Below are 25,211 nucleotides of genomic sequence, written 5' to 3' on the forward strand. Positions count from 1 at the left end.
TCTCAAATGGTTCAGGCAATCGTTTTCCTGCCTCTGCTGGGCGCCATTCTGGCCGGCCTGATTGCGCTGTTCGGCGCGCATGCCCGCAACCCCTCGGGCGACGAGGTCGAGCATCACGGCGACCACGGGCATGGCCACGGCGACGCTCACGCCTCGGCGGCCCATGACGACCATGGCCATGACGACCATGCCCACGACGATCACGGCCCGACCGAGCCTGCCGCGGCGGGCTCGCGCGCGGCCGAGCTGATCACGACGGCGCTGCTGTTTGTCTCGGCGGCGTTGTCCTGGATGACGCTGGTCGATGTCGGCTTCATGCACCACGACTACAGGATCCAGCTGCTGCCCTGGATCTTCTCCGGCGACCTCCAGGTCTGGTGGACGCTGCGCGTCGACACGCTCACCGCCGTGATGCTGGTGGTGGTGACCACCGTGTCCTCGCTCGTGCACCTCTATTCCATCGGCTACATGGACGAGGACCCGAACCGGCCGCGGTTCTTCGGCTATCTCAGCCTGTTCACCTTCGCCATGCTGATGCTGGTGACGGCGGACAACCTCGTGCAGCTGTTCTTCGGCTGGGAAGGCGTGGGCCTGGCGAGCTACCTGCTGATCGGCTTCTGGTACCAGAAGCCGTCGGCGAACGCGGCCGCGATCAAGGCCTTCGTGGTCAACCGCGTCGGCGATTTCGGCTTCGCGCTCGGCATCTTCGCGATCTTCATGCTGGTCGGCTCGACCGATTTCGAGACCATCTTCCACGCGGCGCCCGGCCTCACCGGCAAGACCGTCAACTTCCTCGGCTGGCACGCCGATGCGCTGACCCTGACCTGCCTGTTGCTGTTCATGGGCGCGATGGGCAAGTCGGCGCAGTTCCTGCTGCACACCTGGTTGCCGGACGCGATGGAAGGCCCGACCCCGGTCTCGGCGCTGATCCATGCCGCGACCATGGTCACCGCCGGCGTCTTCATGGTGGCGCGCCTGTCGCCGCTGTTCGAGCTCGCCCCGAATGCCCAGGCCGTCGTGATGTTCTTCGGCGCCACCACCGCGTTCTTCGCCGCGACCATCGGCCTCGTTCAGAACGACATCAAGCGCATCGTCGCCTATTCGACCTGTTCGCAGCTCGGCTACATGTTCGTGGCGATGGGAGCGGGGGCCTACTCGGTCGGCATGTTCCACCTGTTCACGCACGCCTTCTTCAAGGCGCTGCTGTTCTTAGGGAGCGGCTCGGTGATCTACGCGATGCACCACGAGCAGGACATCCGCAACATGGGCGGCCTCTGGAAGAAGATCCCCTACACCTATGCGGTGATGGTGGTCGGCACGCTGGCGCTCACCGGCTTCCCGCTCACTGCCGGCTACTTCTCGAAGGACGCGATCATCGAGTCCGCCTACGCCTCGCACAATCCGTTCGCGGTGTACGGCTTCCTGATGACGGTCGTGGCCGCCGGCCTGACCTCGTTCTATTCCTGGCGCCTGATCTTCAAGACCTTCCACGGCGAGCCGCATGACGAGCATCACTACGAGGCCGCGCATGAGGCTCCGATCTGGATGCTGATCCCGATCGGCGTGCTCGCGGTCGGCTCGTTCGTCGCGGGGCTGCCGTTCAAGGAGCTGTTCGCAGGTCACGGCATCGAGGAGTTCTTCCGCGAATCCGTGAAGATGAACCCGCACATCATCGAGGAGATGCACCACATCCCCCAGACCATCGCCTTCCTGCCGACGGTGATGATGGTGCTGGGCTTCCTGGTCTCGTACCTGTTCTACATCCGCCGGCCTTATCTGCCGGTCGAGCTCGCGAAGACGCAGCCGATGCTGTACCAGTTCCTGCTCAACAAATGGTACTTCGACGAGCTCTACGACCTCATCTTCGTCCGTCCGGCGAAGTGGATCGGCTACCAGCTCTGGAAGAAGGGCGACGGCTTCATCATCGACGGCTTCGGCCCCGACGGCGTCTCGGCCCGCGTGCTGGACGTCACCCGCAACGTCGTGAAGATCCAGACCGGCTATCTCTATCACTACGCATTCGCCATGCTGATCGGCGCCGCCGGCCTGATCACCTGGTTCATGTTCGGCTTTGGAGGCCAGTAAATGACAACCTGGCCCATACTTTCGGTCACGACGTTCCTGCCGTTGGTCGGCGCGCTGATCGTCTATCTCAGCCGCGGCGATGACGAGGCGGCCCGGCGCAATTCGCGCTGGATCGCGCTGTGGACCACGCTGATCACCTTCGCGGTGTCGGTGATCCTGGTCATGCGTTTCGACCCCAGCAACCCCGACTTCCAGTTCGTCGAGAAGGCGAACTGGCTCGCCACCGGCATCACCTATCACATGGGCGTCGACGGCATCTCGCTGCCGCTGGTGATCCTCACCACCGCCGTGATGCCGTTCTGCATCATCGCGAGCTGGAAGGCGATCACGAGCCGCGTCCGCGAATACATGATGGCGTTCCTGATCCTGGAGACGCTCATGATCGGCACCTTCTCGGCGCTCGATCTCGTGCTGTTCTACCTGTTCTTCGAGGGCGGCCTGATCCCGATGTTCCTGATCATCGGCGTCTGGGGCGGTCCGCGCCGGGTCTACGCCTCGTTCAAGTTCTTCCTCTACACGCTGCTCGGCTCGGTCCTGATGCTGCTCGCCATCATGGCGCTGTACTGGAACGGCGGCACCACCGACATCCCGACGCTGATGCACACGGCCGTGCCTCGGTCCCTGCAGACCTGGGCGTGGCTCGCCTTCTTCGCCTCGTTCGCGGTGAAGATGCCGATGTGGCCGGTGCACACCTGGCTGCCCGACGCGCACGTCGAAGCGCCGACCGCGGGCTCGGTGGTGCTCGCCGCGATCCTGCTGAAGATGGGCGGCTACGGCTTCCTGCGCTTCTCGCTGCCGATGTTCCCGCTGGCCTCGCACGACTTCGCGCCGCTGATCTTTACGCTCTCGGCCATCGCCATCATCTACACCTCGCTGGTGGCGCTGATGCAGGAGGACATGAAGAAGCTGATCGCGTACTCGTCGGTGGCGCATATGGGCTTCGTCACGATGGGCATCTTCGCCGGCACCATGCAGGGTGTCGCCGGCGGCGTGTTCCAGATGATCTCGCACGGCATCGTTTCCGGCGCGCTGTTCCTCTGCGTCGGCGTCGTCTACGACCGTCTGCACACCCGCGAGATCGCGGCCTATGGCGGCCTCGTCAACCGGATGCCGCTCTATGCGATGACGTTCATGGTCTTCACCATGGCCATTGTCGGTCTGCCCGGCACGAGCGGCTTCGTCGGCGAGTTCATGACGCTGCTCGGCACCTTCAAGGTCTCGATCCCGACCGCGTTCTTCGCCAGCTTCGGCGTGATCCTGTCGGCGGCCTATGCGCTGTGGCTCTACCGCAAGGTCGTGTTCGGGGCGCTGGCCAAGCCGTCGCTGGCGAGCATGAAGGATCTCACCTTGCGCGAGTGCGTGATTCTGTTCCCGATGATCGCGCTGACGATCCTGTTCGGCGTCTATCCGAAGCCGGTGCTCGACATGTCGGCCGCCTCGGTCCAGCAACTCGTCAACAACTACAACACCGCTGTGACGGCCATGAAGGCCGCCGCACTGCTCCAGTGATCGGGCAGGTCAGGATATCGCCATGAGCTTTGAGACTGCAGGTTATCAACTGGCGCCGGTACTGCCCGAGCTCGTGCTCGCGGTCGGCGCGATGGCGCTTCTGATGCTGGGCGCCTATCGCGGGCAGGAGACGACCAGGACGGTCACGTCGCTGGCGGTGGTGCTCCTGATCGTGGTCGGCGCGCTGGTCTACATGCAGCCCGCGGGCAAGCAGGTGACTTTCGGCGGCAGCTTCATCGTCGACGACTTCGCCCGCTTCATGAAGATCCTGGCCCTGATCGGCTCGGCGGTGACGCTGGTCCTGTCGACCGAATTCCTGTCCGACCCGTCGCGCCGCATCTTCGAATATTCGATCCTGGTGCTGCTCTCGACGCTCGGCATGATGGTGCTGATCTCGGCCGGCGACCTGATCTCGCTCTATCTCGGCCTCGAGCTGATGTCGCTCGCGCTCTACGTCGTCGCCGCCTCGAACCGCGACAATGCCAAGTCGACCGAAGCCGGCTTGAAATATTTCGTGCTCGGCGCGCTGTCCTCGGGCATGCTGCTCTACGGCTCCTCGCTGGTCTACGGCTTCACCGGCACGGTGAGCTTCACCGGGATCGCCGCGACCGCCACGGTCTCGAATGTCGGCCTTCTGTTCGGCCTCGTTTTCCTGCTCGTCGGCCTCTGCTTCAAGGTCTCGGCGGTGCCGTTCCACATGTGGACGCCCGACGTCTATGAGGGCGCTCCGACCCCGGTCACCGCCTTCTTCGCCTCGGCGCCGAAGGTGGCCGCGCTCGCCGTCTTCACCCGCGTGACGCTGACCGCGTTCCCCGGCATCGTCTCGCAGTGGCAGCAGATCCTGGTGTTCGTGTCGATCGCCTCGATGGCGCTCGGCTCGTTCGCCGCGATCGGCCAGACCAACATCAAGCGCCTGATGGCCTATTCGTCGATCGGCCACATGGGCTTCGCGCTGGTCGGCCTCGCCTCCGGCACGGTCGAGGGCGCGCAGGGCGTCCTGATGTACATCGTGATCTATGTCGCGATGACGCTCGGCTCGTTCTCGATCATCCTCGCCATGAGGCGCAACGGCCAGGCGGTGGAGCAGATCAGCGATTTCGCCGGCCTGTCGCGGACCAATCCGCTGCTCGCCTTCATGTTCGCGATGCTGTTGTTCTCGCTCGCCGGCATCCCGCCGCTCGCCGGCTTCTTCGCCAAATGGTACGTCTTCGTCGCCGCCATCAAGGCGAACCTGTTCACGCTCGCCGTCATCGGCGTGCTGACCAGCGTGGTGGGTGCCTATTACTACCTCGCCATCGTCAAGACGATGTACTTCGACGAGCCGGCCGGCCAGGTCGATCCGGTGCGCATCGAAGTGCGGACGGTGCTGGCGGTCGCGGGCTTGTTCAACATCCTGTTTGCGCTGTTCGCAGGTCCCGTGGTGAGCGTCGCCTCCGCCGCGGCAAAGTCGCTGTTCTAGGATGGCTTTCACGCTCGGTCCTCGCGCACTGTCGGCGGGCTACAAGCTCGCAGCTTTCGAGCGGACCGGCTCGACCAATACCGAGGCGATCGAGCGCGCCAGGGCTGGCGAGCGTGGCCCGATGTGGTTCGTGACCTCGGAACAGACAGCTGGCCGCGGCCGGCGCCAGCGCGCCTGGATCGCGCCGCGCGGCAATCTCGCGGCCAGCATCCTCGAAGTCATGGACGTCGCCCCCGCCGTCGCCGCCACGCTGGGCTTTGCCGCCGGGTTGGCGGAGGAGGCTGCCCTGGAGAAGGTGAGCCTCGAGGCCGCGCTCCGCCTCGGCGAGGGCCGCCCCCGCTACGCCCTGAAATGGCCGAACGATGTGCTCGCCGGCGGCCAGAAGCTGGTCGGCATTGGGCTCGAGGCCGAGGCCGTCGACAACGGTCTCGCCATCGTCGTCGGCATCGGCACCAACGTGGTTGCAGCGCCCGAGGGCACCCCGACGCCCGCGGTGTCGCTGGCGGCGCTCGGCGTCCAGATCAGCGCCGAGGAGCTGTTCTCGGCTCTCTCGGACGCCTGGGTCGAGTTCCGCGGCATCTGGGACAATGGCCGCGGCTTTGCCGAGATCCGGAAGCTCTGGCTCGAGCGCGCTGCCGGCCTCGGGGAGAAGGTCGCGATCCACACGGGAGCGACGACGCTGGAAGGCATTTTTGACACCATCGACGACACCGGCTGCCTGATCGTTCGCACCGCGGAGGGCCGCCTTGTGCCTGTGGCCGCGGGCGAGGTGTTCTTCGGCCCCGTCGCCTCCGTGGGAGCTGCGTGATGGCAAGGCCCGACGAACTGGTGTTTGCGCCCCTCGGCGGCGTCGGCGAGATCGGCATGAACCTGTCGATCTACGGCCTCGGCAACCGCCACCAGCGCGCCTGGCTCGCGGTCGATCTCGGCGTGTCCTTCGGCGACGAGGAGCATCTGCCGGGCATCGACCTGATCATGCCCGACATCAGCTTCCTGGAGAAGGAGCGCAAGAACCTGATGGGCCTCGTGCTGACCCACGCCCATGAGGATCATTTCGGCGCCATCCTCGATCTCTGGCCGAAATTGAAATGCCCGATCTACGCCACCAAATTCAGCGCGGCACTGTTCGAGGCGAAATGCGCTGCCGAGCGCAATGCGCCTGAGATCCCCGTCACCGTGGTCCCGTCCGGCGGACGCGTCGATATCGGCCCGTTCAACGTCGAGTTCATTCCCGTCGCGCATTCGATTCCGGAAGCGCATGCGCTGGCGATCCACACCGAAGCCGGCATCGTGCTGCATACCGGCGACTGGAAGATCGACCCGACTCCGACCCTTGGAGCGCCGACCGACGAGAAGCGGCTGCGCGAATTGGGCGAGCAGGGCGTGCTCGCCTTGATCGGCGATTCCACCAACGCCGTGCGCGATGGCCGCTCGCCGTCGGAAGCCGAGGTCGCCCGGACCATCATCGACCTCGTCAAGTCAGCCAAGGGCCGCGTCGCGGTCACGACCTTCGCCTCCAACGTCGCCCGCATCAAGGCGGTTGCCGAGGCGGCGAAGGCTGCCGACCGCGAGGTCGTCGTGGTCGGCCGCGCCATGGAGCGCGTGGTGCAGGTCGCCCGCGAGACCGGCTATCTCGACGGCGTGCAGAATTTCCGTTCGCCCGAGGTCTACGGCCACCTTCCGCCGGACAAGGTGCTGGCCCTGTGCACCGGCAGCCAGGGCGAGTCGCGTGCGGCGCTGGCACGCATCGCCAACGACGACCATCCCGAGATCACGCTCAACCGCGGCGACAGCGTCATCTTCTCCTCGCGCACCATCCCAGGCAACGAGAAGGCTGTCAGCTCGATCGTCAACAATCTCGTGCTCCAGGGCATCGAGATCATCACCGACCGCGACGCTCTGGTCCACGTCTCCGGGCATCCCCGCCGCGACGAGCTGCGCGACCTGATCTCCTGGGTGAAGCCGCAACTCCTGATTCCCGTCCATGGCGAGGCCTTGCATCTGCACGAGCATGCCAAGCTCGCGCGCGCTGCCGGCGTGCCGCGCGTGCTGGTCTGCCGCGACGGTGACCTCGTCAAGCTGGGCCCCGGCGATCCCGGCATCGTCGGCGAGGTGCCGTCGGGGCGTCTCTACAAGGACGGCACGATCCTGGAGGACTCCAAGTCCCGCGCGGTGATCGAGCGTCGCCGCATGGCCTTTTCCGGCTGCGCCTTCGTCGCCATCGCCATGACGGCGCAGGGCGAACTGGCCGACGATCCGGAAGTCGATCTCGTCGGCATCCCAGAGAAGAACAGGGCCGGCGAGCTCTTCGACGACATCGTCTTCGATGCCGTGATGTCCACCATCGAGGGCCTGCCGAAGGCGCGCCGCCGCGATGCCGACGCCTTGGGCGAGTCGGTGCGACGCGCGGTCCGGGCCGTGATCAACGAACATTGGGGCAAAAAGCCTCCCTGTCTGGTACACGTACTGACGGTGTAATTGTGTCAGCATCTTCGGGGAGGCGGCCCGCCGCCTGTCCGGATCACGCGCTGAGGGAGAAGAAACCATGCTGGGTCGCCTCAACCATGTCGCGATCGCGACCAGGGACGCGGTCAAGGCCGCAAAGATTTACGGAGCGGCGTTCGGGGCCGAGATCTCGGAAGCCGTTCCGCTGCCCGAGCACGGCGTCACCACCGTGTTCGCGACCTTGCCCAACACCAAGATCGAGTTCATCGAGCCGCTTGGCGAGGCCTCGCCGATTGCGAAGTTCCTCGAACGCAACGCCGACGGCGGCATCCACCATGTCTGCTACGAGGTCGTCGACATCATCGCTTCGCGCGACACGCTGGTGAAGGAGGGTGCGCGGGTGCTGGGCGACGGCGTGCCGAAAATCGGCGCTCACGGCAAGCCGGTGCTGTTCCTGCACCCGAAGGACTTTTCCGGCGCGCTGGTCGAGATCGAGCAGGCGTAAGGCCGCCCCATGGCCATTCAGATCTCGACCGCGCTTGCGATCTACTTCGTCATCTGGTGGGTCGCGCTGTTCCTGACGCTGCCCTTCGGCGTGCGCAGCCAGCACGAGGATGGCGTCGGTGCACCCGGCACCGACCCCGGCGCGCCGATCCTGACGCGGATGGGGCGTAAGCTGATCTGGACCACGATCATCTCGGCGGTGATCTACGGCCTCGGCTTGGCGGCCTATCATGCCGGATATTTCCAGCTTGAACGCCTGACCAAGTTGATGGGCATGCCGTTCTAACTCTCGGGGCAGCTCGGGATAAAGATGCCGCGGTTGTCCGGAGTGGCCGTCTCCGAACTTGCGCGCGGATGCCTGTGCATCCCGATCTGAGCGCGTGCGCCGGCACACACATCCTTATCCGAAACGCTGCGCGTCTTTGCGCCTCCGGGTGTCTTTCGATGCGCGCCGCAGCCCTGCTTCGGCGTTCGCCGGGCGGCTTCGATGTTAACATATGTAATGATACATTTTCTTAATTTAAATGTTAATCGAGATCGCTAAAGACCGGCCACCGTCGCAGTCGCGACCGTAGCAACAGGCACTCTCCGATGAGCAATGACGATATCGACGCCGGGAACGATCATTCCGGCAGCAACAATTCCTCGCGCCATTTGATCGACCGTCGCGCGGTCCTGCAGGGCGCCGCGGGCCTTTCCATGCTGGCCATGGGCGCGGCAAAGGCGCAGACGACCACTCCGTCATTGAACAGCTTCTCGATTGCCGTGTTGCCCGACACGCAGTTCTATTCGCGCTATGCGACGACCGACGAGAGCCAGCAATTCCAGAAGACCTACGGTTCGACGCCCTTCGACGCCCAGACCCAGTGGATCGCCGACAATGCGGCGAAATACGGCATCCGCTTCGTCATCCATCTCGGTGACGTGGTCGACCAGCAGGGCAAGCCGAACCAGTGGATTGTCGCCGACGCCGCGATGACGAAACTCGAAAACGCAAAAGTGCCGTATTCGATCCTCGCCGGCAATCACGACGTCGTTGCCGACTACGACTATCACAATCCGTGGGACCAGAACTCAGGCACCGATGCCCAGCGCAGCCTCAATGCCGAACCCTATCTGAAGTGGTTCCCGAGCAGCAGGGCCGCGCAGCAGTCGACGTTCCGCGAGCGCGACAGCAGCGGATTTCACGAGTATCACATCTTCCAGGCCAACGGCGTGAAGTTCATGGTGCTCTCGCTGTCCTGGCGCGCATCGGACGGCGCCATCGCCTGGGCCCGCGACGTGATCGATCGCAATCCGACGCTGCCCGTGATTCTGTCGAACCACCAGCTGCTTGCCATTGACAGCGACGGCCTTTCCCCGCTGGAGACCGACTACGGCAAGATGCTGTGGGAAAAGCTGATCCGCGACAAGGACCAGATCTTCATGACGCTGAACGGCCATCACCATGGCGCTGCGTATCTTGCGAAGATCAACAATTTCGGCAATCCGGTCCACCAGATGGTCGTCGACTATCAGATGGACTATCAGGGCGGCAACGCCATGATGCGCCTGTACGAGGTCGATTTCACCAACAACAAGATCGACGTGATGTCGTTTTCGCCCTGGGTGGTGCAGAAGCCGAAGAACACGCTCAACCAGTTCGATCATGCCGAACTCACGAGCGTGAACAACAGCTTCTCCATCCCGATCAACTTCAAGAACCGTTTCGCCAAATTCACCCGGTTCAGTCCGAGCAAGACGCTGACTGGTCCGGCAATTCTGCCCACCGTGCGCGCCGACCTGCTGGCCGGCTATGTCGAACCGCCGACGCCCGCCGTGGTGCCGCCTGCGGACACCGAGGACTATCCGCATGTCGCCGACACGGTGGCGCACTGGCGCGTCCCGTCCACGATCGTCGACGGACAGGCCATTCCGGTCGGTGGGATCATCCCCGACGTGGCGGGCGGCAACAATCTGGCCCGCGCCGCGCTCATCGCCTCGGCGCAACTCGGCGACGTCGTGTGGACCACCGACAAGCATCGTCTGTCCTCGGCCGCGGGCAGCGTGGTGTTTCTCAACACCGACAATACGGTCGGTCGCTTCAACGCCTTCCTTACGGCGGCAGGTGCATCGCTGAACGGCCGGAGCTTCTGGAACGGCTATACGGTCGAGGCCTTCGTGAAGATACCGGCCGGGTGGACCGCGAACCTGCACAAATGGGGCAACATCCTCGGCCGCGTCGGGAACCGCGGCAACGTTCCCGGCAATTATTGGGGCGGAGATCCGGAGGCGTCGAGCGTTCTGTTCGCCATTTCGAACCTGCGTGAAGTGCAGTGGGAGGTGGTGCCTGCCTCCGTCTCGCATTATGCGCAGACGAACTGGTCGGGCGAGATCATTCGCGATACCTGGTATCACCTCGCGATCGTGAACGATCCCGCCACGCTCACCACCACGATGTACATCGACGGCGCGCCGGTGCTGCGCAACGTGGGCAACGCGGCGATCGGCTTGCGCTCGCAGAACTCGCCTCAGCCCTGGATCCTCGGTGCAGGCTGGTGGAACGGCGTTCTGGCCGACGGCTTCTTCGGTGCTGTCGGCGAGATCCGCATGGTCTACCGTCCGATCGAGCGCAGCGAATGGCTGACCGCTCGGCGGACCTGACGACACCATCTCGAGCCGTCACTGCGCGGAGTTCGCTGGTGCGAACTCCGCTTCGCAGGGCCGCGTCTTTCGACGGCGATTCCGCCGTCGGAGCGCGGCCTTTGATTTTCCTGGAAAGGACGCGGCTCGCGAAAAATGGCGGCGTCTCCGTCTCTCGCGCCAATCGTACGAGCTGAAGTCAGAATCCGGCGCGGTCTTGGACGACGACGACTTGTTCACACAAAACATAACATATCATCAAAAATATGATAAGCTGCGATGCAATACGAACGCTCTCGCAACCTGTTGCCGCGCTGCGTTGTCCGCAGCCGGCCCCGTTTGAATGAAAGCGATCCAGTCCTATGGCTGCTCCCGTTGTAAAAGTCGGCTCCGAATTCTCTGTGAACACCAACGCGACCGGCGCCCAGCAGGCGCCCACCGTCACCGGCCTCGTCAACGGCGGCTTCGTGGTGACCTGGGATGATTCCAGCGGGGTGCTGGGAGATACCAGTGGCACCAGCATCAAGGCGCAGATCTATGCCGCCGACGGCAGCAAGATCGGGTCCGAATTCCGCATCAACACCGAGACCGACGCAGACCAGCTCGCGCCCGTGATCACGGGCCTGTCTACCGGCGGGTTCGTCGTGTCCTGGTTCGACAACAGCCAGACGCTCGGCGACGGCGAGGGCACCAGCATCAAGGCCCAGGTGTTTGGCGCCGACGGTGCGCAGGTTGGATCGGAGACGCTCGTCAATACCGCGACGGCCTATTCGCAGTTCTCGCCGACTGTGTCCGCACTGGCCAATGGCGGCTTCGCCGTCGCCTGGACAGACGACAGCGGTGAGGGCGGGGACGACGAAGGCACCAGCATCAAGCTGCAGGTCTTCGCGGCCGATGGGAGCAAGTCGGGTCCCGAATTGCTCGTCAATTCCGAGACCGGCGGCGATCAGGCCAATGCGACGGTGACCGGTCTCGCCAATGGCGGCTTCGTGGTGACGTGGGAAGATTCCAGCGGCACGCTGGGCGACGCCGCCGGCACCAGCATCAAGGCTCAGATCTTCGCGGCGGATGGAAGCAAGGTCGGCTCCGAACAACTGGTCAATACGGCGACCGCTTCTGACCAGTTGAAGCCAACGATCTCCGCGCTGCCCAACGGCGGCTTCGTCGTGACCTGGTACGATTTCAGCCAGGTGGGCGGCGACAGCAGCGGCGGCGCCATCAAGGCGCAGCTCTACACCGCCGAGGGCAGCAAGATCGGGGGCGAGTTCCTCGTCAACACGACGACCGCCAACTCGCAGTTCACGCCGACGGTTACCGCTCTCAGCAACGGCGACTTTGCCATCGCTTGGCAGGATTGGAGCGGTACGGGCGGGGACGCCAGCGGCAGCAGCATCAAGTTGCAGGTGTTCACCGCGGATGGGCGGAAGGTCGGAAGCGAACAACTGGTAAACACCAGCACGGCCTCCGATCAGTCGCATCCCTCGATCGCCGGATATGCCGATGGTCGCTTCGTCGTGACCTGGCAGGACGCCAGCGGCGCCGAAGTCAAGGCGCAGGTCTTCTCGGTCGATACCATCAGGCCGGTGCCGGTGTTGTCAGCCGTGTCGTCGGCGAGCCCGTGGACTGCCACAGTCACCGGCTCGGTGGATGCCGACGCGGCGGGCCAGACTCTCACGCTGCGCGACGGAACGTCGGCAGGCGGCTGGAGCACGACGACGACGGTCGACAGCAGCGGTGCCTGGAGCGCTGGCCTGTCCTGGGAGCAATTCAACACCGCCGTCGATCTCGTAGTCACCGATGCGGCCGGCAACACCGGCGTGTCGAACTACGTGTTCGGGTCTGCGGGGGGACGGACGTTTGACGCCGGCAGCCATCAATACGTCTACGGGACGGCGACGGACTACGTCATCGGAAGCGGCGCGCAGATGCAAGTCTACGCGGGCGGCACGGTCGTCGACATCAGGCTTGAGGCCGGCAGTGCGCAGATCAACTGGGGGACGGAGCAGGGCAGCACCGTGGCGAGCGGCGCTTCGGATTACGTCTACGGCACGGCCAGCGGCTCCAGGATCGCAGGTCTCCAGGTGATCGGAAACGGCGGCACCGCCATGACGACCACGATCCTCGCGGGCGGCGAACAGGACATCTACACCGGTGGGACCGTTGCCGGCACCTCGATTGAGGGCGGGAAGCAGATCGTCTATGATGGCAGCGCCGACCTGACCGTGATCGGCAGTGGCGGGGTGCAAGCCGTCCATGGCACAGCCTCGCACACCACCGTGAACGATGGCGGCGAGCAACTCGTCTACGCAGGCGGCCTGGTGAGCGGCACCATCCTCAAGGCCGGCAGCGTGCAGATCGATTGGGGCAACGCCACCGGTACGATCATCGATGGCGGCGCGCAGTATGTGTGGGGCACAGCGAGCGACACCACCATCGTGTCCGGCACGCAGCATGTCGGCGCAGGAGGCAATGCTGTTCGCACCATGATCGGTGCGCACGGGCTCGAATACGTCCATACTGGCGGTACGCTCACCGACGTGACGTTCGGTGGCGCTTCCGGAAAGCTCGTTCTCGACCAGTCGTCGGCATTCAGCGGGACCATCTCGGGATGGCAGGATGGCGTGGAGCTCGAGCTCGGCGACATCGCCTTCAGCGAAGCGACTTCCCTTGGCTACACCGCCAACGAAGGCAACACCGGGGGCACGCTGACGATCACCGACGGCATCCATAGCGCGTCGCTGCAGCTACTCGGACAGTACAGTGCCGCGGATTTCGCGCTTGCGGCGGATGGCCACGGTGGCTCGATCATCACCAATCCCGTAGATCAGGCTCAGCCTCAACTCTTCCTCCCGCACGCGGCGTGAGCGGATAGAGGGGCCTCGTGCCCCGGTGAACAGTGCAGCCAAGGGGGCACGCCGCGTCGGCGCGCCCCCTGGGATTTGTCTCCCTTGTGCAGCGGTCTGGCAGCAGGCTGGATTTCTGCTACCCTTTTGTGCTTTGCAGAACATCCGTGATTGGGGTGCGCCCGGGGGGACATCGAATGACTTTTCAACGTATTGTCGTCGCGCTTCTGGTGCTGATCGTCGCCGGCCTTGGTGCCGTCGGCTATTTCGAATGGAGGATGGCCGTGCAGGTCCGCACCCTGAAGGCGTTCGTCGAGGGCTCTGTCTTCAACGAAGCGGTGATGGCCTGCGAGCAGGCCAAGAGCTCGACGCCGTTCAGGTGGAACGGAGGCAAGAGCACCTCGGTGATCGGCCTGAGTTCGGTCAAGCTCGATAAATACAACGTCAGCGCCAGCTACACACTGGTGGCGGACGGCGTCTATTGTGATTTCGATCCGATCAAAAGGAAGGCCGACATCGGCTCCAGCTTCCTGGAGCGGGAAACCTTCTAAAGCGCGATGCGATTGGGATGAATCGTCATCGCGCTTTATGTTGTTGTTTGAGCACGATCTTTTCGGAAAACCGCTGCACACTTTTCCGGATCATGCTCCAGTCGCGAGCGAAGCGCGTGAGTTCTCGAATGGCATCGGACGCCGCCGACCACATCATCGATCTCTATCAGCGCAAGGCATCGGACTGGATCGAGAGCCGTGCCCGGAGCGGGCTGTTCGAGCAGGCCTGGCTCGACCGTTTCCGTGCGCTGCTGCCGCCTGCCGGCTCCGTCCTCGATCTCGGCTGCGGCTCGGCAGAGCCAATGGCGGGATACCTGATCGGGCTCGATCATGCCGTGACGGGGGTGGATTCCTCGCCGGCGATGATCGATGCGTGCCGACAGCGTTTTCCGAAGCTGGAATGGATCGTTGCCGATATGCGCCGGCTTGCGTTGGGACGGCAATTTGGCGGCATCCTTGCCTGGGACAGCTTCTTCCACCTCTGTTTTGACGACCAGCGCCGCATGTTCCCGATCTTTCGCGACCATGCGAGGCCGGATGCGGCGCTGATGTTCACGAGCGGCCCGGCCCAGGGCGAGGCGATCGGAGCGTTCGGCGGCGAGCCGCTGTATCATGCCAGCCTCGATCCGGCCGAATATCGTTCGCTGCTGGATCGGAATGGATTCCGCGTCGTGTCGCATGTGGTCGAGGACCCCGATTGCGGTGGGCACACCATCTGGCTGGCGCAGCGCCTTTGAGACGCTGCGGCAAGTCGCGGCAGGAGTCGCGCTAGCGGCCGGTCGCCCCTTATGGATAAGATGGCGGTCAAAGAACAGGCCGGCTTGAGTTCCTGAAACGGGAGTGGACAACTGCTCCAGCGCCGGCACGGGGGGACCGGCATGAGTTCAGCGCACCGACCATTGGCTGATCCGGGGCAGGGAGACTATCGAATTCTCCATGAACCCGACCTGCGGGATTACGTCGCCCGAGTTCCCGCGCTTGCGGCCGGACTTGGTGGTGAACCGTCCTCCTGGGCGATCACCGAGGTTGGCGACGGCAATCTCAATCTCGTCTTCATCGTGAAGGGTGCGCGCGGCGGCATCGCGGTGAAGCAGGCGCTGCCCTATGTCCGTCTCGTCGGAGAAAGCTGGCCGCTGCCGCTGTCCCGCGCTCACTACGAATATCTCGCGCTGACGCGGCAGGCTGAACTCGCGCCCAGCCTCGTGCCGGCCGTGCTGCATCACAACGACGGGCTGGCGCTGACGGTGATGGAGCTGCTCGAACCTCACATCATCATGCGCAAGGGGCTGGTCGCCGGAACGCGATATCCGCGCTTCGTGGACGACATCACCACGTTCATGGCAAGGACCTTGTTCTTCACCTCCGACCTCGCGCTCTCCGCCGCCCAGAAGAAGGAGGGCATCGCGGCCTTTGCCGGCAACCACGCCCTGTGCAAGATCACGGAGGATCTGATCTTCACAGATCCCTACCGCATCGCGGAGCAGAACCGCTGGACCGAGCCATATCTCGATGGTCTGGCCGCGGCCTTGCGCGAGGACCTTGACCTTCACGTCGCGATCTCGCGGCTGAAGCTGAAGTTCATGGCGAGCCCCGAGGCGCTGATCCACGGCGATCTCCACACCGGCTCGATCATGGTGACGGAGAACGAGACGCGGGTGATCGACCCGGAGTTTGCTTTCTACGGTCCGATGGGATTCGACGCCGGCGCGGTGCTGGCCAACCTCTTGATGGCCTACTTTGCATCCGCCGGTCATGAGCGCGCACCGGGCGAGCGGCAGGCATTCGAAGGCTGGATGCTGGAGACGGTCGCGCAGGTCTGGAATGAGTTCGCGCGCAAATTCCTCGACCTCTGGCGCGGTGGGGCCGCCGGCGACGCCTATCCCGTCTCCCTCTTCGCCGGTGAGCAGGGCGCCGCACGTCTCGAGGCCGAGCGCCACGCCTACATGCAGCGCCTGTTCGCCGACATGGTCGGCTTCGCCGCCGCCAAGATCATCCGCCGCATCTTCGGCCTCGCCCACAACATCGACTTCGAGCTGATCGAGGACCCGCGGAGGCGCGCAATGAGCGAGGCGCGTGCCGTGCGGCTGGCGCGGGCGATGATGGTGGAGACGGCAGCGTTTCGGACGATCGCCGACGTCACCGGCGCTGCGCGAAAATTGCGGGATTGGCAGCCGGAATTGTCCGGCTGAGACGGAGCTTCTCCGGGCCCATCAGGGGTCCCGTCGGCATGCTCGCTCGATGCGCCCGGGCGCCGGGCTGATGCGCCAAAGGGGAAAGTCGCGTCTATTCCACCACGGCGTGTACTCACAAAAGGCGAATATGTCAGGGGAATCTTGGGATCAATCAGAGCATTATCGCACGTGCCCCGGAGCGGACGTCTTGCGCACTAAAGCGCGATGACATTTGGATGAATCGTCATCGCGCTTCAGGTTGTTGTTTACGCATGATCTTTCCGGAAAACCGCTTCGCACTTTTCCGGATCATGCTTTAGCTGGCGAGGATGCAGCCCCATTTGTGCCGAACATGCTATAGCGCCCGTCTGCGGTTAGCTGACCGGATGTTTTCGTGCCACAGCTCGTCGTCTTTTGCGAGGAGCTGACGGAAACCGGTTGGCCTTTGACCGAGATCAAGCTACCCTTGCTCATGAGGAAGAGCAAGACTTTCCGGCTTGTTCTGATCAAGCCGTCACATTACGACGACGAAGGCTATGTCATTCGATGGTGGCGCGGCGGCCTGCCTTCGAATTCACTAGCCTGCCTTTACGGCATCGCGCTCGATTGTCGTGAACGCGGGGTTCTCGGGCCCGATTGCAACATCGAGATCGACGCCATCGATGAGACCAACTGGAAGGTGCGTGTCGCGGATCTGGCGCGCGCGATCAAGGCCGCGGAGGCCGGCATGGTGATGCTGGTCGGGGTCCAGTCCAACCAGTTTCCCCGATCGCTCGATCTGGCGAGACAGTTTCGCAAGCTCGGAATCCAAGTTGCGATCGGCGGCTTCCATGTGTCCGGCACACTCTCGATGTTGCCGGAGCGCGATGCCGGCGTTCAGGAGATGATGGACCTCGGTGTGTCGGTCTTCGCAGGCGAAGCCGAGGGACGGCTCGATGGGCTGTTGCAGGATGCGGTCGCCGGGCGATTGCAGCCTCTCTACAACTACATCGACGATCTGCCGGACCTGGAGAGCCAGCCTTTGCCGATCATTCCCCGCCAGCAGATCGGACGGGTCATCGGCCACACCACAAGCTTCGACGCGGGGCGCGGCTGCCCGTTCCAGTGCTCGTTCTGCACCATCATCAACGTGCAGGGCCGCAAGTCGCGACGCCGCAGCGCCGACGACATCGAGGCCGTGATCCGGGCCAACGTCGCTCAGGGCGTCTTCGCCTTCTTTCTCACCGACGACAATTTTGCGCGCAACAAGGATTGGGAAAGTTTGCTCGACCGGATCATCGCGCTGCGCGAGAAGGAGGGCTGGGACCTCCGTTTCACGATCCAGGTCGACACGCTCTGCCACAAGCTGCCCAACTTCATCGAGAAATGCGCCAAGGCCGGCGTCCGGCGATGCTTCATCGGCCTCGAAAACATCAACCCGGACAGTCTGCTCGGCGCCAAGAAGCGGCAGAACAAGATCACCGACTATCGCGAGATGATGCTGGCCTGGAAGAGGGCCAGGATCATGACCATCGGCGGCTACATTATTGGCTTTCCCAACGACACACCGGAATCGATCGTCCGCGACATCGAGATCATCAAGCATGAGCTGCCGATCGACATGCTGGAGTTCTTCTTCCTGACGCCGCTGCCGGGCTCGGAAGACCACAAGACGCTCTATTTGAAGGGTGTCGCGATGGATGCGGACCTCAACAAATACGACCTGGATCACGTCACGACGGACCACCTCGCCATGTCCAAGGCGGACTGGGAGCGGGCCTACGAGCTCGCCTGGAGCACCTATTACAGCTGGGAGCACATCGAGACGCTGATGCGGCGTGCCGCGGCGACGGGCAATAATGTCGGCAAGATCGGCACCTACGCGCTCTATTTCAAAGGCTACCATCCCATCGAGCGCGTCCACCCGCTCGAAGGGGGAGTGCTGCGGCTCAAGAGCCGCGACGAGCGCCGTCCGCATCTGCCGGTCGAGCCGGCCTGGTCGTTTTATCCTCGCTTTGCCGCGGACACCGCCGTGAAGGCCGTACAATGGGCCTCGCTCGCGCTGCGCCTCCACCGGCTGGCGCGCAAGGTCAAGTCGGATCCGCACCGGCTCGCCTATGTCGATGCGGCGATCACGCTGCAGGCCGACGAGACCGAGAATCTGGATTTGTACAAGACGCGGTCCAGCCAGGCGTTTCTCGATCAGCGGCGGCATATCGAAGAGGCACAGAAAGCTAAGTTGGCCGGGGGATAGGAGGCGACTCGCGTTGGTTGATTTCTCAGCCGCCGCGAACCATCGGATCAGATCAACCGGCGTCCAGTTGCGCCGAACAGCCCAAACCATTACTTCGGATGTGCCCCAAGCTGACCAGAGACGAGTCGCCGGCATATCGGCTTTCTACGGGACAGCGGACATGGCATCAGGGTTGCGCTGACCGCCGCTAATGACCCGAAGCCGAACTCGACATTGCAACGTGACCTCAAGGCGAAGCTGGCATAAGAGCCTTGGCGATTGCGCCGAGCGCTGTCAGAAGGCCAGCTAGTGCTAAGACCGGACCATTTTCCTTCTCAACTATCCTCAGCGTGATGAATTGCAATATTTTATAACAGACTATCAGCGAGTAGATAAACGCAGCGTACAGCAGTACCACGACTGCCATCCATGCCAATGTAACTGCAATATAGTCCCCGATCATTGCAATGAGAAGGAACCAAAGGCCTTCGAAAAGCGGCCTTCTCGAAGCTTTTTCTATCTGATCAGCCAATATCTCGGAAAGCAGAAAAGCCGCACCAAACGAAATGGCAGCGCAGACTATTGCCCTCAGGATATACTTGCCCGTTTGTCCATCGGTAAACAACCGATTCCAAATGGCGAAAATCACGCCTCTGAATATTAGGAATAATACCCCACATCCAATTGTCCCGACTATGAGAAATGTTACTGCGAAAGTCGGGTCTACTTCTAAAAGGATAAGGAGGAGGACGTTGCCGACTATAGGTAGGCAGAAGCCAAGAATTGCCGCTCCGACGAATGTTCGATTGCTCTCTATATGCCTCAGCATCGGAAGAGCTTGTTGATACGAAAGCCAAATCCACAATGTGCTGGCTTTTCCTCTGATCCATTCTTTGTGGTGCTTCAGGAGAAACCAATCGATCGCCGTCAAGGCCGCGACCAATACCCCGATTGCTATCGCAAGGCTTGAAGCGATTTGCGGCATGACCCGAACTACCCATTCGGCGATCCCGGGTTAGGCTAACTCAATCTCCGCGCGCAACCAAGAGACGTTTCATCACGTTATGTGCTACCAGACGTGCTTACGCAAGATGTCAGCTCTTGGCCCAACTCCGACGTCTGGTGAGGCCGGCTTCTGCGCGGCTATCGGGAGCTGAGCGGACCTCATCCGCGTTCCAACTGGGGCGCGAGTTTACGATGACGCGCCCTGGAAGTTCACCACGATTTTTCTCTGTACGGGTAAGGATGCGGTGAGTTGAACGCAGCCTTGGGCCTCGGCCCGCAATGTTGGGCCCGTCAACTCCCGACGTCGCCGACCAGACGCGGGCGGCGATTTGCGAGCGGTTTCGCCGCGGGCGATCAGCACGTCCACCTTGCCCTCGACGAGCTCGTGCAGGCCGGCCGGTTGCAGCACGCGCAAACCAATCTCTGCATGTGCGCTGCGAAACGCCGCAAGTTCGAGGCGGCGCAGGTCGATGCTGCCGTGGACCCCCGCTTGCAACAGCACCGCACCCGCCGGCTTCAGCTGCGAGGTCGCCTCGGCAATGTGGCGAAAGCCTTCGGAGACCCCGGGCAGATAGGCTTGGCCGGCCTCGGTCAGGATGAGCTGTTTATGCAGCCGCTCGAACAGCTGCACGCCGAGCCGCGCCTCCAGCGCTTTCACTTGCTGCCCCACCGCCGCGGGCGTGACGTGCAGTTCGTGCGCGGCGAGCTTGAAGCTGAGATGGCGCGCGGCGGCCTCGAAGGCGCGGAGCGCGTTGAGCGGGGGAAGGGCGTAGGTCATCGCAACTGCACTTTGACACCGATAGGCCGCGCCCTTGCAATAGATTTTCTTGGGCTGAACCGCAGCAATGATGCTTTGCGCTAGCGTGATGCCGCCGGCTACGGTCTGCGCGCAAATCCGGAGGAACGCCATGTCACCAGCTCACATCGTCAGCCACAATCCCGCAACGGTTCACCCGCCCGCCGGCGGCTACTGCATGGGACTCGAGCTGCAGCAGCATCGCCGCCTGCTGTTCATCAGCGGCCAGGTGCCTCAAAAGCCCGACGGCACCGTGCCTGACGGCTTCGAGGCGCAATGCGAGCAGGCCTGGCGCAATGTCAGGGAAGTGCTCGCCGCGACAGGTCTCGGGATCGAGCACCTGGTCAAGGTCAACACCTTCCTGACCGACCGCAGTCAAGTTGTCGCCAACCGCGTCATACGGCGCGCAGTGCTCGGGGAGCATCAGCCGGCGCTGACCGTTGTCGTCGTCGAGACCGTCGACAGCAAATGGCTGCTGGAGATCGAGGCGATCGCCGCGGAATGAGCGGCGTCGTCGACGTTGCAATGAGCCAATCATATCGGGTGTCCAATGGCCGCAATTCATCCGTTCTACCAGACCTACCGGCAAGCGATGGAAGCCGCCATGCACGAGCGAATAGACCTTGCCGAAGCGATGCTCCGTGAGCGTGCGCATCTTTCCGATATCGACGCAATCAGGCGGGAGGTGATGGACGAATTCGCGGTCGTCCTCACTCAGATGCCCTATGTCGGCGGCGCCGCAAGCCGAATGAGCGATTTCTTCATGCGGTTGACCGGCTTCATGGCCATCAGTCGCGTGCTGCGGCGCCACGGCGTGCCGGTGCCCGTGATCGGCGAGATCGAGCGGGAAACCTACAAGGCGCAACTGCTGACGATTCCCGAAGCCGAGCGTCTCGCCGCAGGGCGTCAGTTCATGTCGCCGGAGAACCGGGCCCTGATGCGCGAACAGGCGGCAAGGAGCGTGACAAAGGCTCACCAAACCGAGTTTCCGGAAGATTTCGTCTACGATTTCGTCGAGCCGGGTCCGCAAGACAGCTTCGAATTCGGCGTCGACTACAAGGCCTGCGGCTTCTGTAAGCTCGCGGCGCGCCGCGGCGACACGGAGATCCTGCCGAACATCTGCGGCCTCGACTTCGTCGCCTACGCCGCGCGAGGCATCCGCCTGGAAAGGACACAGACGCTGGCCGGCGGCGCCAGCCACTGCAATTTCCGCTTCTCGCGGCTGCGGCCCGACGCCGCGACTTAACTGACGCGCATTCTTTTTCGCGCCCTGCTCAGTCCTCGTCCTGCCACCTGCGCAGATCCGTCTGGTCATGATAGGCCATGCGGTCCGGCGTGGTGATGAATTCCATCGTCGTGCCCCAGGGCATGCGGCAGTAGCAGACCTTGTTTCCAGGACCTTTCTCGGTTGCATAGGGAATGGCGCGCGGCGCGGTGAGGGGTGTGCCTCCCGCCTTCTCGAAGCGCGCGACCGATGCGTCGATGTCGTCGGTGCAGAGAGCAAAGTGCGTGATGCCGAAGTCACTGGCACGGATTGGCTCGGCTTGCTCGGGACTGTGCATCTCGAAGAGCTCGATATCGGGTCCGGTTCCGATCTTGACCATCGCCTGCGCACGCACGACCGTTCCGGGAAAAGCGCCGACGGCCCGTTCGAATTCGGGTCCCTGCCGCGGCGGATCCTGCGGTCCGAAGGACTGGTAGATCACCTGGCCGCCGAAAGCTTCCACCAGGAACGATTTTGCTGCCTCGATGTCGGGCACGGTGATGCCGATATGATTGACGCCGCGAATGACGGGTGTGGTCATGACAGTCTCCTTTGCTGTTTGTTCGATTCATCGCGCTTCTGCGGCGCAATCGCCCGCACCCTCGCAAGCCGCCGGACCTGCGACGGCGCGGGCGCGGAGTTTCAATTGGCCTCGAGGAACTCGATCAGCGCGGCTGCGACTTCATCTGGCTGCTCGTCCGCGACATAGTGGCTGCACCGCGCGATCGAGCCGCCCCTCACATGGGTGGCGAACTCCTTGAGCATCGGCACCATCTGTGCACCGAAACGATGCTCCCCACCCAGGCCAAGCACCGGTATCTCGAGCGGTTGCTTCTTGTACTCGAGCGCAGTCGCATGATCGGCGGTGAAGGCGCGATACCATTCCATGCCGCCGCGCGTGCGGCCAGGAAGCGCCATTGCCTTGGCGTAGATCTCGATGTCCGCCGGATTGAAGCTGCTGTGATCGTAGAACCGTTCGGCCATGAAGGTCGAAACATAGTCATATTCGCGGCCATGAATCAGGCGCTCGGGTAGGTCCCGGTTCATATGGAAGCCGAAGTGCCAGAGTCTTGCGGCCGTCGCCTCCCATCCGGTCCAACCGGGAAGCGGAACGTCGAGGACGGCCAAGTGGGTAACAGCCTCCCGATAGATGGCGGACTGCGGCAAGGCGACCATTCCGCCGATGTCGTGTCCGCACACGGCGTAGCGTTCATGCCCAAGGGCAACCATCACGTCGTGCGCGTCGCGCGCCATCGTCGCCTTGTCATATCCGCTCTGCGGGCAGTCGGAAAAGCCCGCGCCGCGCAGGTCCATGGCCACCACGCTGAAATGCCCGGCCAGCAGCGGCATCACCTTGTGCCATTCCCACCATGTTTCAGGCCAGCCGTGAAGCAGAAGGATTGGCGGGCCTGACCCCCCCGTGACGGCGTTGATCTTGATGCCGTTCACCGGCACCAGCTGCTGGGTAAACCCCTTCAAAGTTGCGATCATGATCGCTTTCCAGTCGGATGTTGACGTTCAGACAGAGCTCGCTTCCAGCGTTCAGGGCTGGTCGAAATCGGTGGCGATCGAGACGTCACGCCAGGCGTCGATATCGCTGCGGAAGGCAGCCAGCTTTCGCTCGGCGATCGCGTGCGCGACCGGGCCGAGAGGCAGATGAAGCGGGGCGTCATCGGCGTCGACGGCCTGCAGGATGACCGCGATCGCCTTGTCGGGATCGCCCGCCTGACTGCCGTTGTTGGTTTCGCGATAATGCCTGCGCGAGCTCGTGGCGTATTCCGGCATCTCGTTGGCCGCCATCGTGATCGAACGGCCGAGGAAATCGGTGCGAAACGGCCCGGGTTCGACGATCAGCACGCGTATGCCAAAGGGCTGCAGCTCGCCGGCGAGCGCTTCGGAAATCCCTTCCACGGCAAACTTGGCGGCGTTGTAATAACCTCCGCCGCCGCCACCCGCGATGCCCGCGCCGGACGACATGTTGACGATCGTTCCGCCCGAACGTCGCAGGACGGGCAGAGCGGCTCTGGTGGTTTCGATCAGACCGAAGACGTTCACCTCGAACATCGGCCGGTATTCCTCGGGCGTGCCTTCCTCGATCGCGCCGAACAGTCCGTAGCCGGCATTGTTCACGAGCACGTCAAACCCTCCAAAGGTCTCGACCGCCTTTGCGACCGCCGCCTTGGCTGCCGCCCCATCGGTCACGTCGAGTGGCAAAGTGATCATGCGGCCGCCGAAAGGCTCGGCCATGTCCTCGATTGTCTTGACATTGCGGGCCGTCGCGATGACCCGATCGCCGCGCTGTGCTGCAGCGAGCGCGAGCCGCTGGCCGAAGCCGCTCGAGCAGCCTGTGATGAGCCAAGTTTTCATGAGCTTTTCTCCGGGTTGCCTCTCAGGATGCCAAGCTATTGCCGCCACGAATCCGTCAGAGCGGCTTCACGATGCTGCGCTGCGGCTTAACGGCGGTGACGATGTCGACGTCAGCCATGACCCGTGCGGTCTCCGGCGAATTGAGCGCCGCTTCCATGGCGGCTTCGTCGCGAAAGTTGACGACAGCAACCGCGATGAGCCCAGCGCCATCGCCTCGCGGAAAAAACCCGCCGGCGCTGACCAGCCCATAAGGTCCCCAGCTTTCGCGCACGAGCGGCAAGTGCAATTCAGTCCAATGGTCGCGGTCGAACGGCGTTTGCTCATCGCCCGCATAGGTCACCAGCATCGTAATCATCTTCGAAGTCCTCGTTGGAGCGGTCCCGTCGGCTGGATCGGCACAGCCGTCCTCGACAAGATCGGGGCAACGGTTGGCGACGAGCCACCCCGACCTGATGCCTGATGGTCAGGCCAAGTCTTTGCTGTCGAAGTCGCGCTCAAGAATCCAACCCCCGGCTGCGCTGAATCACGACGACACGACTTCCAATCTTGACGCGGCTATAGAGATCGATGATGTCTTGGTTGATCAGTCGAATGCATCCGCTTGAAACGGCGCCGCCGATTGTCTCAGGCTCAGTCGTTCCATGAATCCGGAACAATGTGTCCCGATCGCCCTGATAGAGGTATAGAGCGCGGGGACCGAGCGGATTGCCAAGGCCGCCCACCATCCCGCTGGCGAGATGTCGATACCGCGCAGGTTCCCGATCCATCATGTTCTTGGTTGGGCTCCCATGCGGCCATTCTGCCTTTCGCTTGATGATGGCCGTGCCCGCAAAGGCAAGACCCTCTTTGCCAACGCCAATGCCGTAACGCATCGCCTTCCCGTCTCCCTCCACCAAGTAGAGATGACGAGCTGCCGTATCTACGACGATCGTTCCGACCGGCTCACCCGTCGGGTAGTCCACGCGCTGGCGCAACATTTCTGGATCAATGGCGGATATGTCGACTGCTGGTATTGTGTGAAGTCCGTCGGTTAGCTGCGTGTACTCGGCAGGCGTGCGGCTGAAATCTGCCTGAACCAGACCCCTGTTGCTGGCGCAACCCGACAGCAGGACTGTTATTGCGCCGATCACTGCGATGCGTGCAAAGTGCCTTGCGTGTGAGTTCGTCATATCAATTCCTGAACCTATGCCCGTCTGACCGGATATGACGAGCTGCATGAGCAACGCCGAAGCTTCGAAATCCTCTCGAAAGGAAGGCAAAGCCAAGTTGACGATACGGAATCCGGTTGTGACAAATACACGCCCGGCAAAATCCCAATCGGCTCGAGCCAGTGCCGCGGTCGGGCCGGCGGCTCTCGAGATCTTCGAGCATTGAACCT

General features: G+C 63.1%; 22 protein-coding genes. 15 read left to right on the plus strand and 7 right to left on the minus strand.

Going from position 1 to position 25,211, the window contains the following annotated elements:
* The first annotated feature begins 6 nt into the window (after positions 1–6).
* The 13 genes from nuoL to EDE08_RS06705 all read left to right on the plus strand — a co-directional run bounded on the left by nuoL (position 7) and on the right by EDE08_RS06705 (position 18,422).
* On the plus strand, positions 7–2,085 hold the full coding sequence (gene nuoL / locus EDE08_RS06645; protein ID WP_131868156.1) for an NADH-quinone oxidoreductase subunit L: 2,079 nt from the start codon (positions 7–9) through the stop codon (positions 2,083–2,085).
* Positions 2,086–3,594, plus strand: a complete 1,509-nt coding sequence (locus EDE08_RS06650) for an NADH-quinone oxidoreductase subunit M (RefSeq protein WP_131868157.1) — start codon at positions 2,086–2,088, stop codon at positions 3,592–3,594. It abuts the gene before it with no gap.
* 22 nt (positions 3,595–3,616) lie between these two features.
* Complete coding sequence (gene nuoN / locus EDE08_RS06655) at positions 3,617–5,053, plus strand: NADH-quinone oxidoreductase subunit NuoN (RefSeq protein WP_131868158.1); 1,437 nt, start codon at positions 3,617–3,619, stop codon at positions 5,051–5,053.
* Position 5,054: 1 nt separating this feature from the next.
* Positions 5,055–5,861: a biotin--[acetyl-CoA-carboxylase] ligase gene (locus tag EDE08_RS06660; protein WP_131868159.1), complete on the plus strand. Its 807-nt coding sequence runs from the start codon at positions 5,055–5,057 to the stop codon at positions 5,859–5,861.
* A complete protein-coding gene (locus EDE08_RS06665) occupies positions 5,861–7,531 on the plus strand; it encodes a ribonuclease J (RefSeq protein WP_131868160.1) in 1,671 nt (556 codons plus the stop codon). Before EDE08_RS06660 ends, EDE08_RS06665 begins: the two co-directional genes overlap by 1 nt.
* A 67-nt stretch (positions 7,532–7,598) precedes the next feature.
* On the plus strand, positions 7,599–8,003 hold the full coding sequence (gene mce, locus EDE08_RS06670) for a methylmalonyl-CoA epimerase (protein WP_131868161.1): 405 nt from the start codon (positions 7,599–7,601) through the stop codon (positions 8,001–8,003).
* 9 nt (positions 8,004–8,012) lie between these two features.
* On the plus strand, positions 8,013–8,288 hold the full coding sequence (locus EDE08_RS06675; protein WP_131868162.1) for a DUF1467 family protein: 276 nt from the start codon (positions 8,013–8,015) through the stop codon (positions 8,286–8,288).
* Between the two features lie 305 nt (positions 8,289–8,593).
* A complete protein-coding gene (locus EDE08_RS06680) occupies positions 8,594–10,645 on the plus strand; it encodes a metallophosphoesterase (RefSeq protein ID WP_131868163.1) in 2,052 nt (683 codons plus the stop codon).
* Between the two features lie 341 nt (positions 10,646–10,986).
* Positions 10,987–13,488, plus strand: coding sequence for a hypothetical protein (locus EDE08_RS06685; RefSeq protein ID WP_131868164.1), 2,502 nt, complete (start codon positions 10,987–10,989; stop codon positions 13,486–13,488).
* Positions 13,489–13,664: 176 nt separating this feature from the next.
* Complete coding sequence (locus tag EDE08_RS06690; protein WP_061877851.1) at positions 13,665–14,018, plus strand: hypothetical protein; 354 nt, start codon at positions 13,665–13,667, stop codon at positions 14,016–14,018.
* A 128-nt stretch (positions 14,019–14,146) separates the two neighbouring features.
* The gene (locus EDE08_RS06695; RefSeq protein ID WP_131868165.1) at positions 14,147–14,755 is read left to right on the plus strand and encodes a class I SAM-dependent methyltransferase; all 609 of its coding nucleotides are present in this window, start codon (positions 14,147–14,149) and stop codon (positions 14,753–14,755) included.
* 141 nt (positions 14,756–14,896) lie between these two features.
* Entirely contained in the window at positions 14,897–16,207 is a 1,311-nt protein-coding gene (gene mtnK / locus EDE08_RS06700) for an S-methyl-5-thioribose kinase (RefSeq protein WP_131868166.1), read from the plus strand.
* 454 nt (positions 16,208–16,661) lie between these two features.
* Entirely contained in the window at positions 16,662–18,422 is a 1,761-nt protein-coding gene (locus EDE08_RS06705; RefSeq protein ID WP_131868331.1) for a radical SAM protein, read from the plus strand.
* 226 nt (positions 18,423–18,648) lie between these two features.
* On the opposite strand, the gene EDE08_RS06710 is transcribed toward EDE08_RS06705, so the two are convergent.
* Positions 18,649–19,386 carry a hypothetical protein gene (locus EDE08_RS06710; protein WP_131868167.1) on the minus strand — a complete coding sequence of 246 codons (738 nt, stop codon included), beginning with the start codon at positions 19,384–19,386 and terminating at the stop codon, positions 18,649–18,651.
* A 207-nt stretch (positions 19,387–19,593) separates the two neighbouring features.
* Positions 19,594–20,184 carry a LysR family transcriptional regulator gene (locus EDE08_RS06715; RefSeq protein ID WP_245524726.1) on the minus strand — a complete coding sequence of 197 codons (591 nt, stop codon included), beginning with the start codon at positions 20,182–20,184 and terminating at the stop codon, positions 19,594–19,596.
* A 130-nt stretch (positions 20,185–20,314) separates the two neighbouring features.
* Between EDE08_RS06715 and EDE08_RS06720 the strand changes: the two genes are divergently transcribed.
* Together EDE08_RS06720 and EDE08_RS06725 are read left to right on the plus strand one after the other, a co-directional pair.
* Positions 20,315–20,707: a RidA family protein gene (locus tag EDE08_RS06720; RefSeq protein WP_131868168.1), complete on the plus strand. Its 393-nt coding sequence runs from the start codon at positions 20,315–20,317 to the stop codon at positions 20,705–20,707.
* Positions 20,708–20,752: 45 nt separating this feature from the next.
* A complete protein-coding gene (locus EDE08_RS06725) occupies positions 20,753–21,448 on the plus strand; it encodes an L-2-amino-thiazoline-4-carboxylic acid hydrolase (protein ID WP_131868169.1) in 696 nt (231 codons plus the stop codon).
* Positions 21,449–21,476: 28 nt separating this feature from the next.
* On the opposite strand, the gene EDE08_RS06730 is transcribed toward EDE08_RS06725, so the two are convergent.
* The 5 genes from EDE08_RS06730 to EDE08_RS06750 all read right to left on the minus strand — a co-directional run bounded on the left by EDE08_RS06730 (position 21,477) and on the right by EDE08_RS06750 (position 25,002).
* Complete coding sequence (locus EDE08_RS06730; protein WP_131868170.1) at positions 21,477–22,007, minus strand: VOC family protein; 531 nt, start codon at positions 22,005–22,007, stop codon at positions 21,477–21,479.
* A gap of 101 nt (positions 22,008–22,108) precedes the next feature.
* Positions 22,109–22,957, minus strand: a complete 849-nt coding sequence (locus EDE08_RS06735; RefSeq protein WP_131868171.1) for an alpha/beta fold hydrolase — start codon at positions 22,955–22,957, stop codon at positions 22,109–22,111.
* Between the two features lie 51 nt (positions 22,958–23,008).
* On the minus strand, positions 23,009–23,833 hold the full coding sequence (locus EDE08_RS06740) for an oxidoreductase (RefSeq protein ID WP_131868172.1): 825 nt from the start codon (positions 23,831–23,833) through the stop codon (positions 23,009–23,011).
* Positions 23,834–23,888: 55 nt separating this feature from the next.
* Complete coding sequence (locus tag EDE08_RS06745) at positions 23,889–24,179, minus strand: EthD family reductase (RefSeq protein ID WP_245524714.1); 291 nt, start codon at positions 24,177–24,179, stop codon at positions 23,889–23,891.
* A gap of 148 nt (positions 24,180–24,327) precedes the next feature.
* Positions 24,328–25,002, minus strand: a complete 675-nt coding sequence (locus tag EDE08_RS06750) for a L,D-transpeptidase (RefSeq protein ID WP_131868332.1) — start codon at positions 25,000–25,002, stop codon at positions 24,328–24,330.
* Positions 25,003–25,211 lie beyond the last annotated feature (209 nt).

Origin of the sequence: Bradyrhizobium sp. R2.2-H, assembly GCF_004346455.1 — a bacterium.
GTDB classification, from domain to species: Bacteria; Pseudomonadota; Alphaproteobacteria; order Rhizobiales; family Xanthobacteraceae; genus Bradyrhizobium; species Bradyrhizobium diversitatis.

What these genes read in the sequence shown, in the direction of transcription:
- nuoL (WP_131868156.1), top strand. Translation starts at nt 7, where the DNA reads ATGGTTCAGGCAATCGTTTTCCTGCCTCTGCTGGGCGCCATTCTGGCC.
- EDE08_RS06650 (WP_131868157.1), top strand. Translation starts at nt 2,086, where the DNA reads ATGACAACCTGGCCCATACTTTCGGTCACGACGTTCCTGCCGTTGGTC.
- nuoN (WP_131868158.1), top strand. Translation starts at nt 3,617, where the DNA reads ATGAGCTTTGAGACTGCAGGTTATCAACTGGCGCCGGTACTGCCCGAG.
- EDE08_RS06660 (WP_131868159.1), top strand. Translation starts at nt 5,055, where the DNA reads ATGGCTTTCACGCTCGGTCCTCGCGCACTGTCGGCGGGCTACAAGCTC.
- EDE08_RS06665 (WP_131868160.1), top strand. Translation starts at nt 5,861, where the DNA reads ATGGCAAGGCCCGACGAACTGGTGTTTGCGCCCCTCGGCGGCGTCGGC.
- mce (WP_131868161.1), top strand. Translation starts at nt 7,599, where the DNA reads ATGCTGGGTCGCCTCAACCATGTCGCGATCGCGACCAGGGACGCGGTC.
- EDE08_RS06675 (WP_131868162.1), top strand. Translation starts at nt 8,013, where the DNA reads ATGGCCATTCAGATCTCGACCGCGCTTGCGATCTACTTCGTCATCTGG.
- EDE08_RS06680 (WP_131868163.1), top strand. Translation starts at nt 8,594, where the DNA reads ATGAGCAATGACGATATCGACGCCGGGAACGATCATTCCGGCAGCAAC.
- EDE08_RS06685 (WP_131868164.1), top strand. Translation starts at nt 10,987, where the DNA reads ATGGCTGCTCCCGTTGTAAAAGTCGGCTCCGAATTCTCTGTGAACACC.
- EDE08_RS06690 (WP_061877851.1), top strand. Translation starts at nt 13,665, where the DNA reads ATGACTTTTCAACGTATTGTCGTCGCGCTTCTGGTGCTGATCGTCGCC.
- EDE08_RS06695 (WP_131868165.1), top strand. Translation starts at nt 14,147, where the DNA reads ATGGCATCGGACGCCGCCGACCACATCATCGATCTCTATCAGCGCAAG.
- mtnK (WP_131868166.1), top strand. Translation starts at nt 14,897, where the DNA reads ATGAGTTCAGCGCACCGACCATTGGCTGATCCGGGGCAGGGAGACTAT.
- EDE08_RS06705 (WP_131868331.1), top strand. Translation starts at nt 16,662, where the DNA reads ATGAGGAAGAGCAAGACTTTCCGGCTTGTTCTGATCAAGCCGTCACAT.
- EDE08_RS06710 (WP_131868167.1), bottom strand. Translation starts at nt 19,386, where the DNA reads ATGCCGCAAATCGCTTCAAGCCTTGCGATAGCAATCGGGGTATTGGTC.
- EDE08_RS06715 (WP_245524726.1), bottom strand. Translation starts at nt 20,184, where the DNA reads ATGACCTACGCCCTTCCCCCGCTCAACGCGCTCCGCGCCTTCGAGGCC.
- EDE08_RS06720 (WP_131868168.1), top strand. Translation starts at nt 20,315, where the DNA reads ATGTCACCAGCTCACATCGTCAGCCACAATCCCGCAACGGTTCACCCG.
- EDE08_RS06725 (WP_131868169.1), top strand. Translation starts at nt 20,753, where the DNA reads ATGGCCGCAATTCATCCGTTCTACCAGACCTACCGGCAAGCGATGGAA.
- EDE08_RS06730 (WP_131868170.1), bottom strand. Translation starts at nt 22,007, where the DNA reads ATGACCACACCCGTCATTCGCGGCGTCAATCATATCGGCATCACCGTG.
- EDE08_RS06735 (WP_131868171.1), bottom strand. Translation starts at nt 22,957, where the DNA reads ATGATCGCAACTTTGAAGGGGTTTACCCAGCAGCTGGTGCCGGTGAAC.
- EDE08_RS06740 (WP_131868172.1), bottom strand. Translation starts at nt 23,833, where the DNA reads ATGAAAACTTGGCTCATCACAGGCTGCTCGAGCGGCTTCGGCCAGCGG.
- EDE08_RS06745 (WP_245524714.1), bottom strand. Translation starts at nt 24,179, where the DNA reads ATGCTGGTGACCTATGCGGGCGATGAGCAAACGCCGTTCGACCGCGAC.
- EDE08_RS06750 (WP_131868332.1), bottom strand. Translation starts at nt 25,002, where the DNA reads ATGACGAACTCACACGCAAGGCACTTTGCACGCATCGCAGTGATCGGC.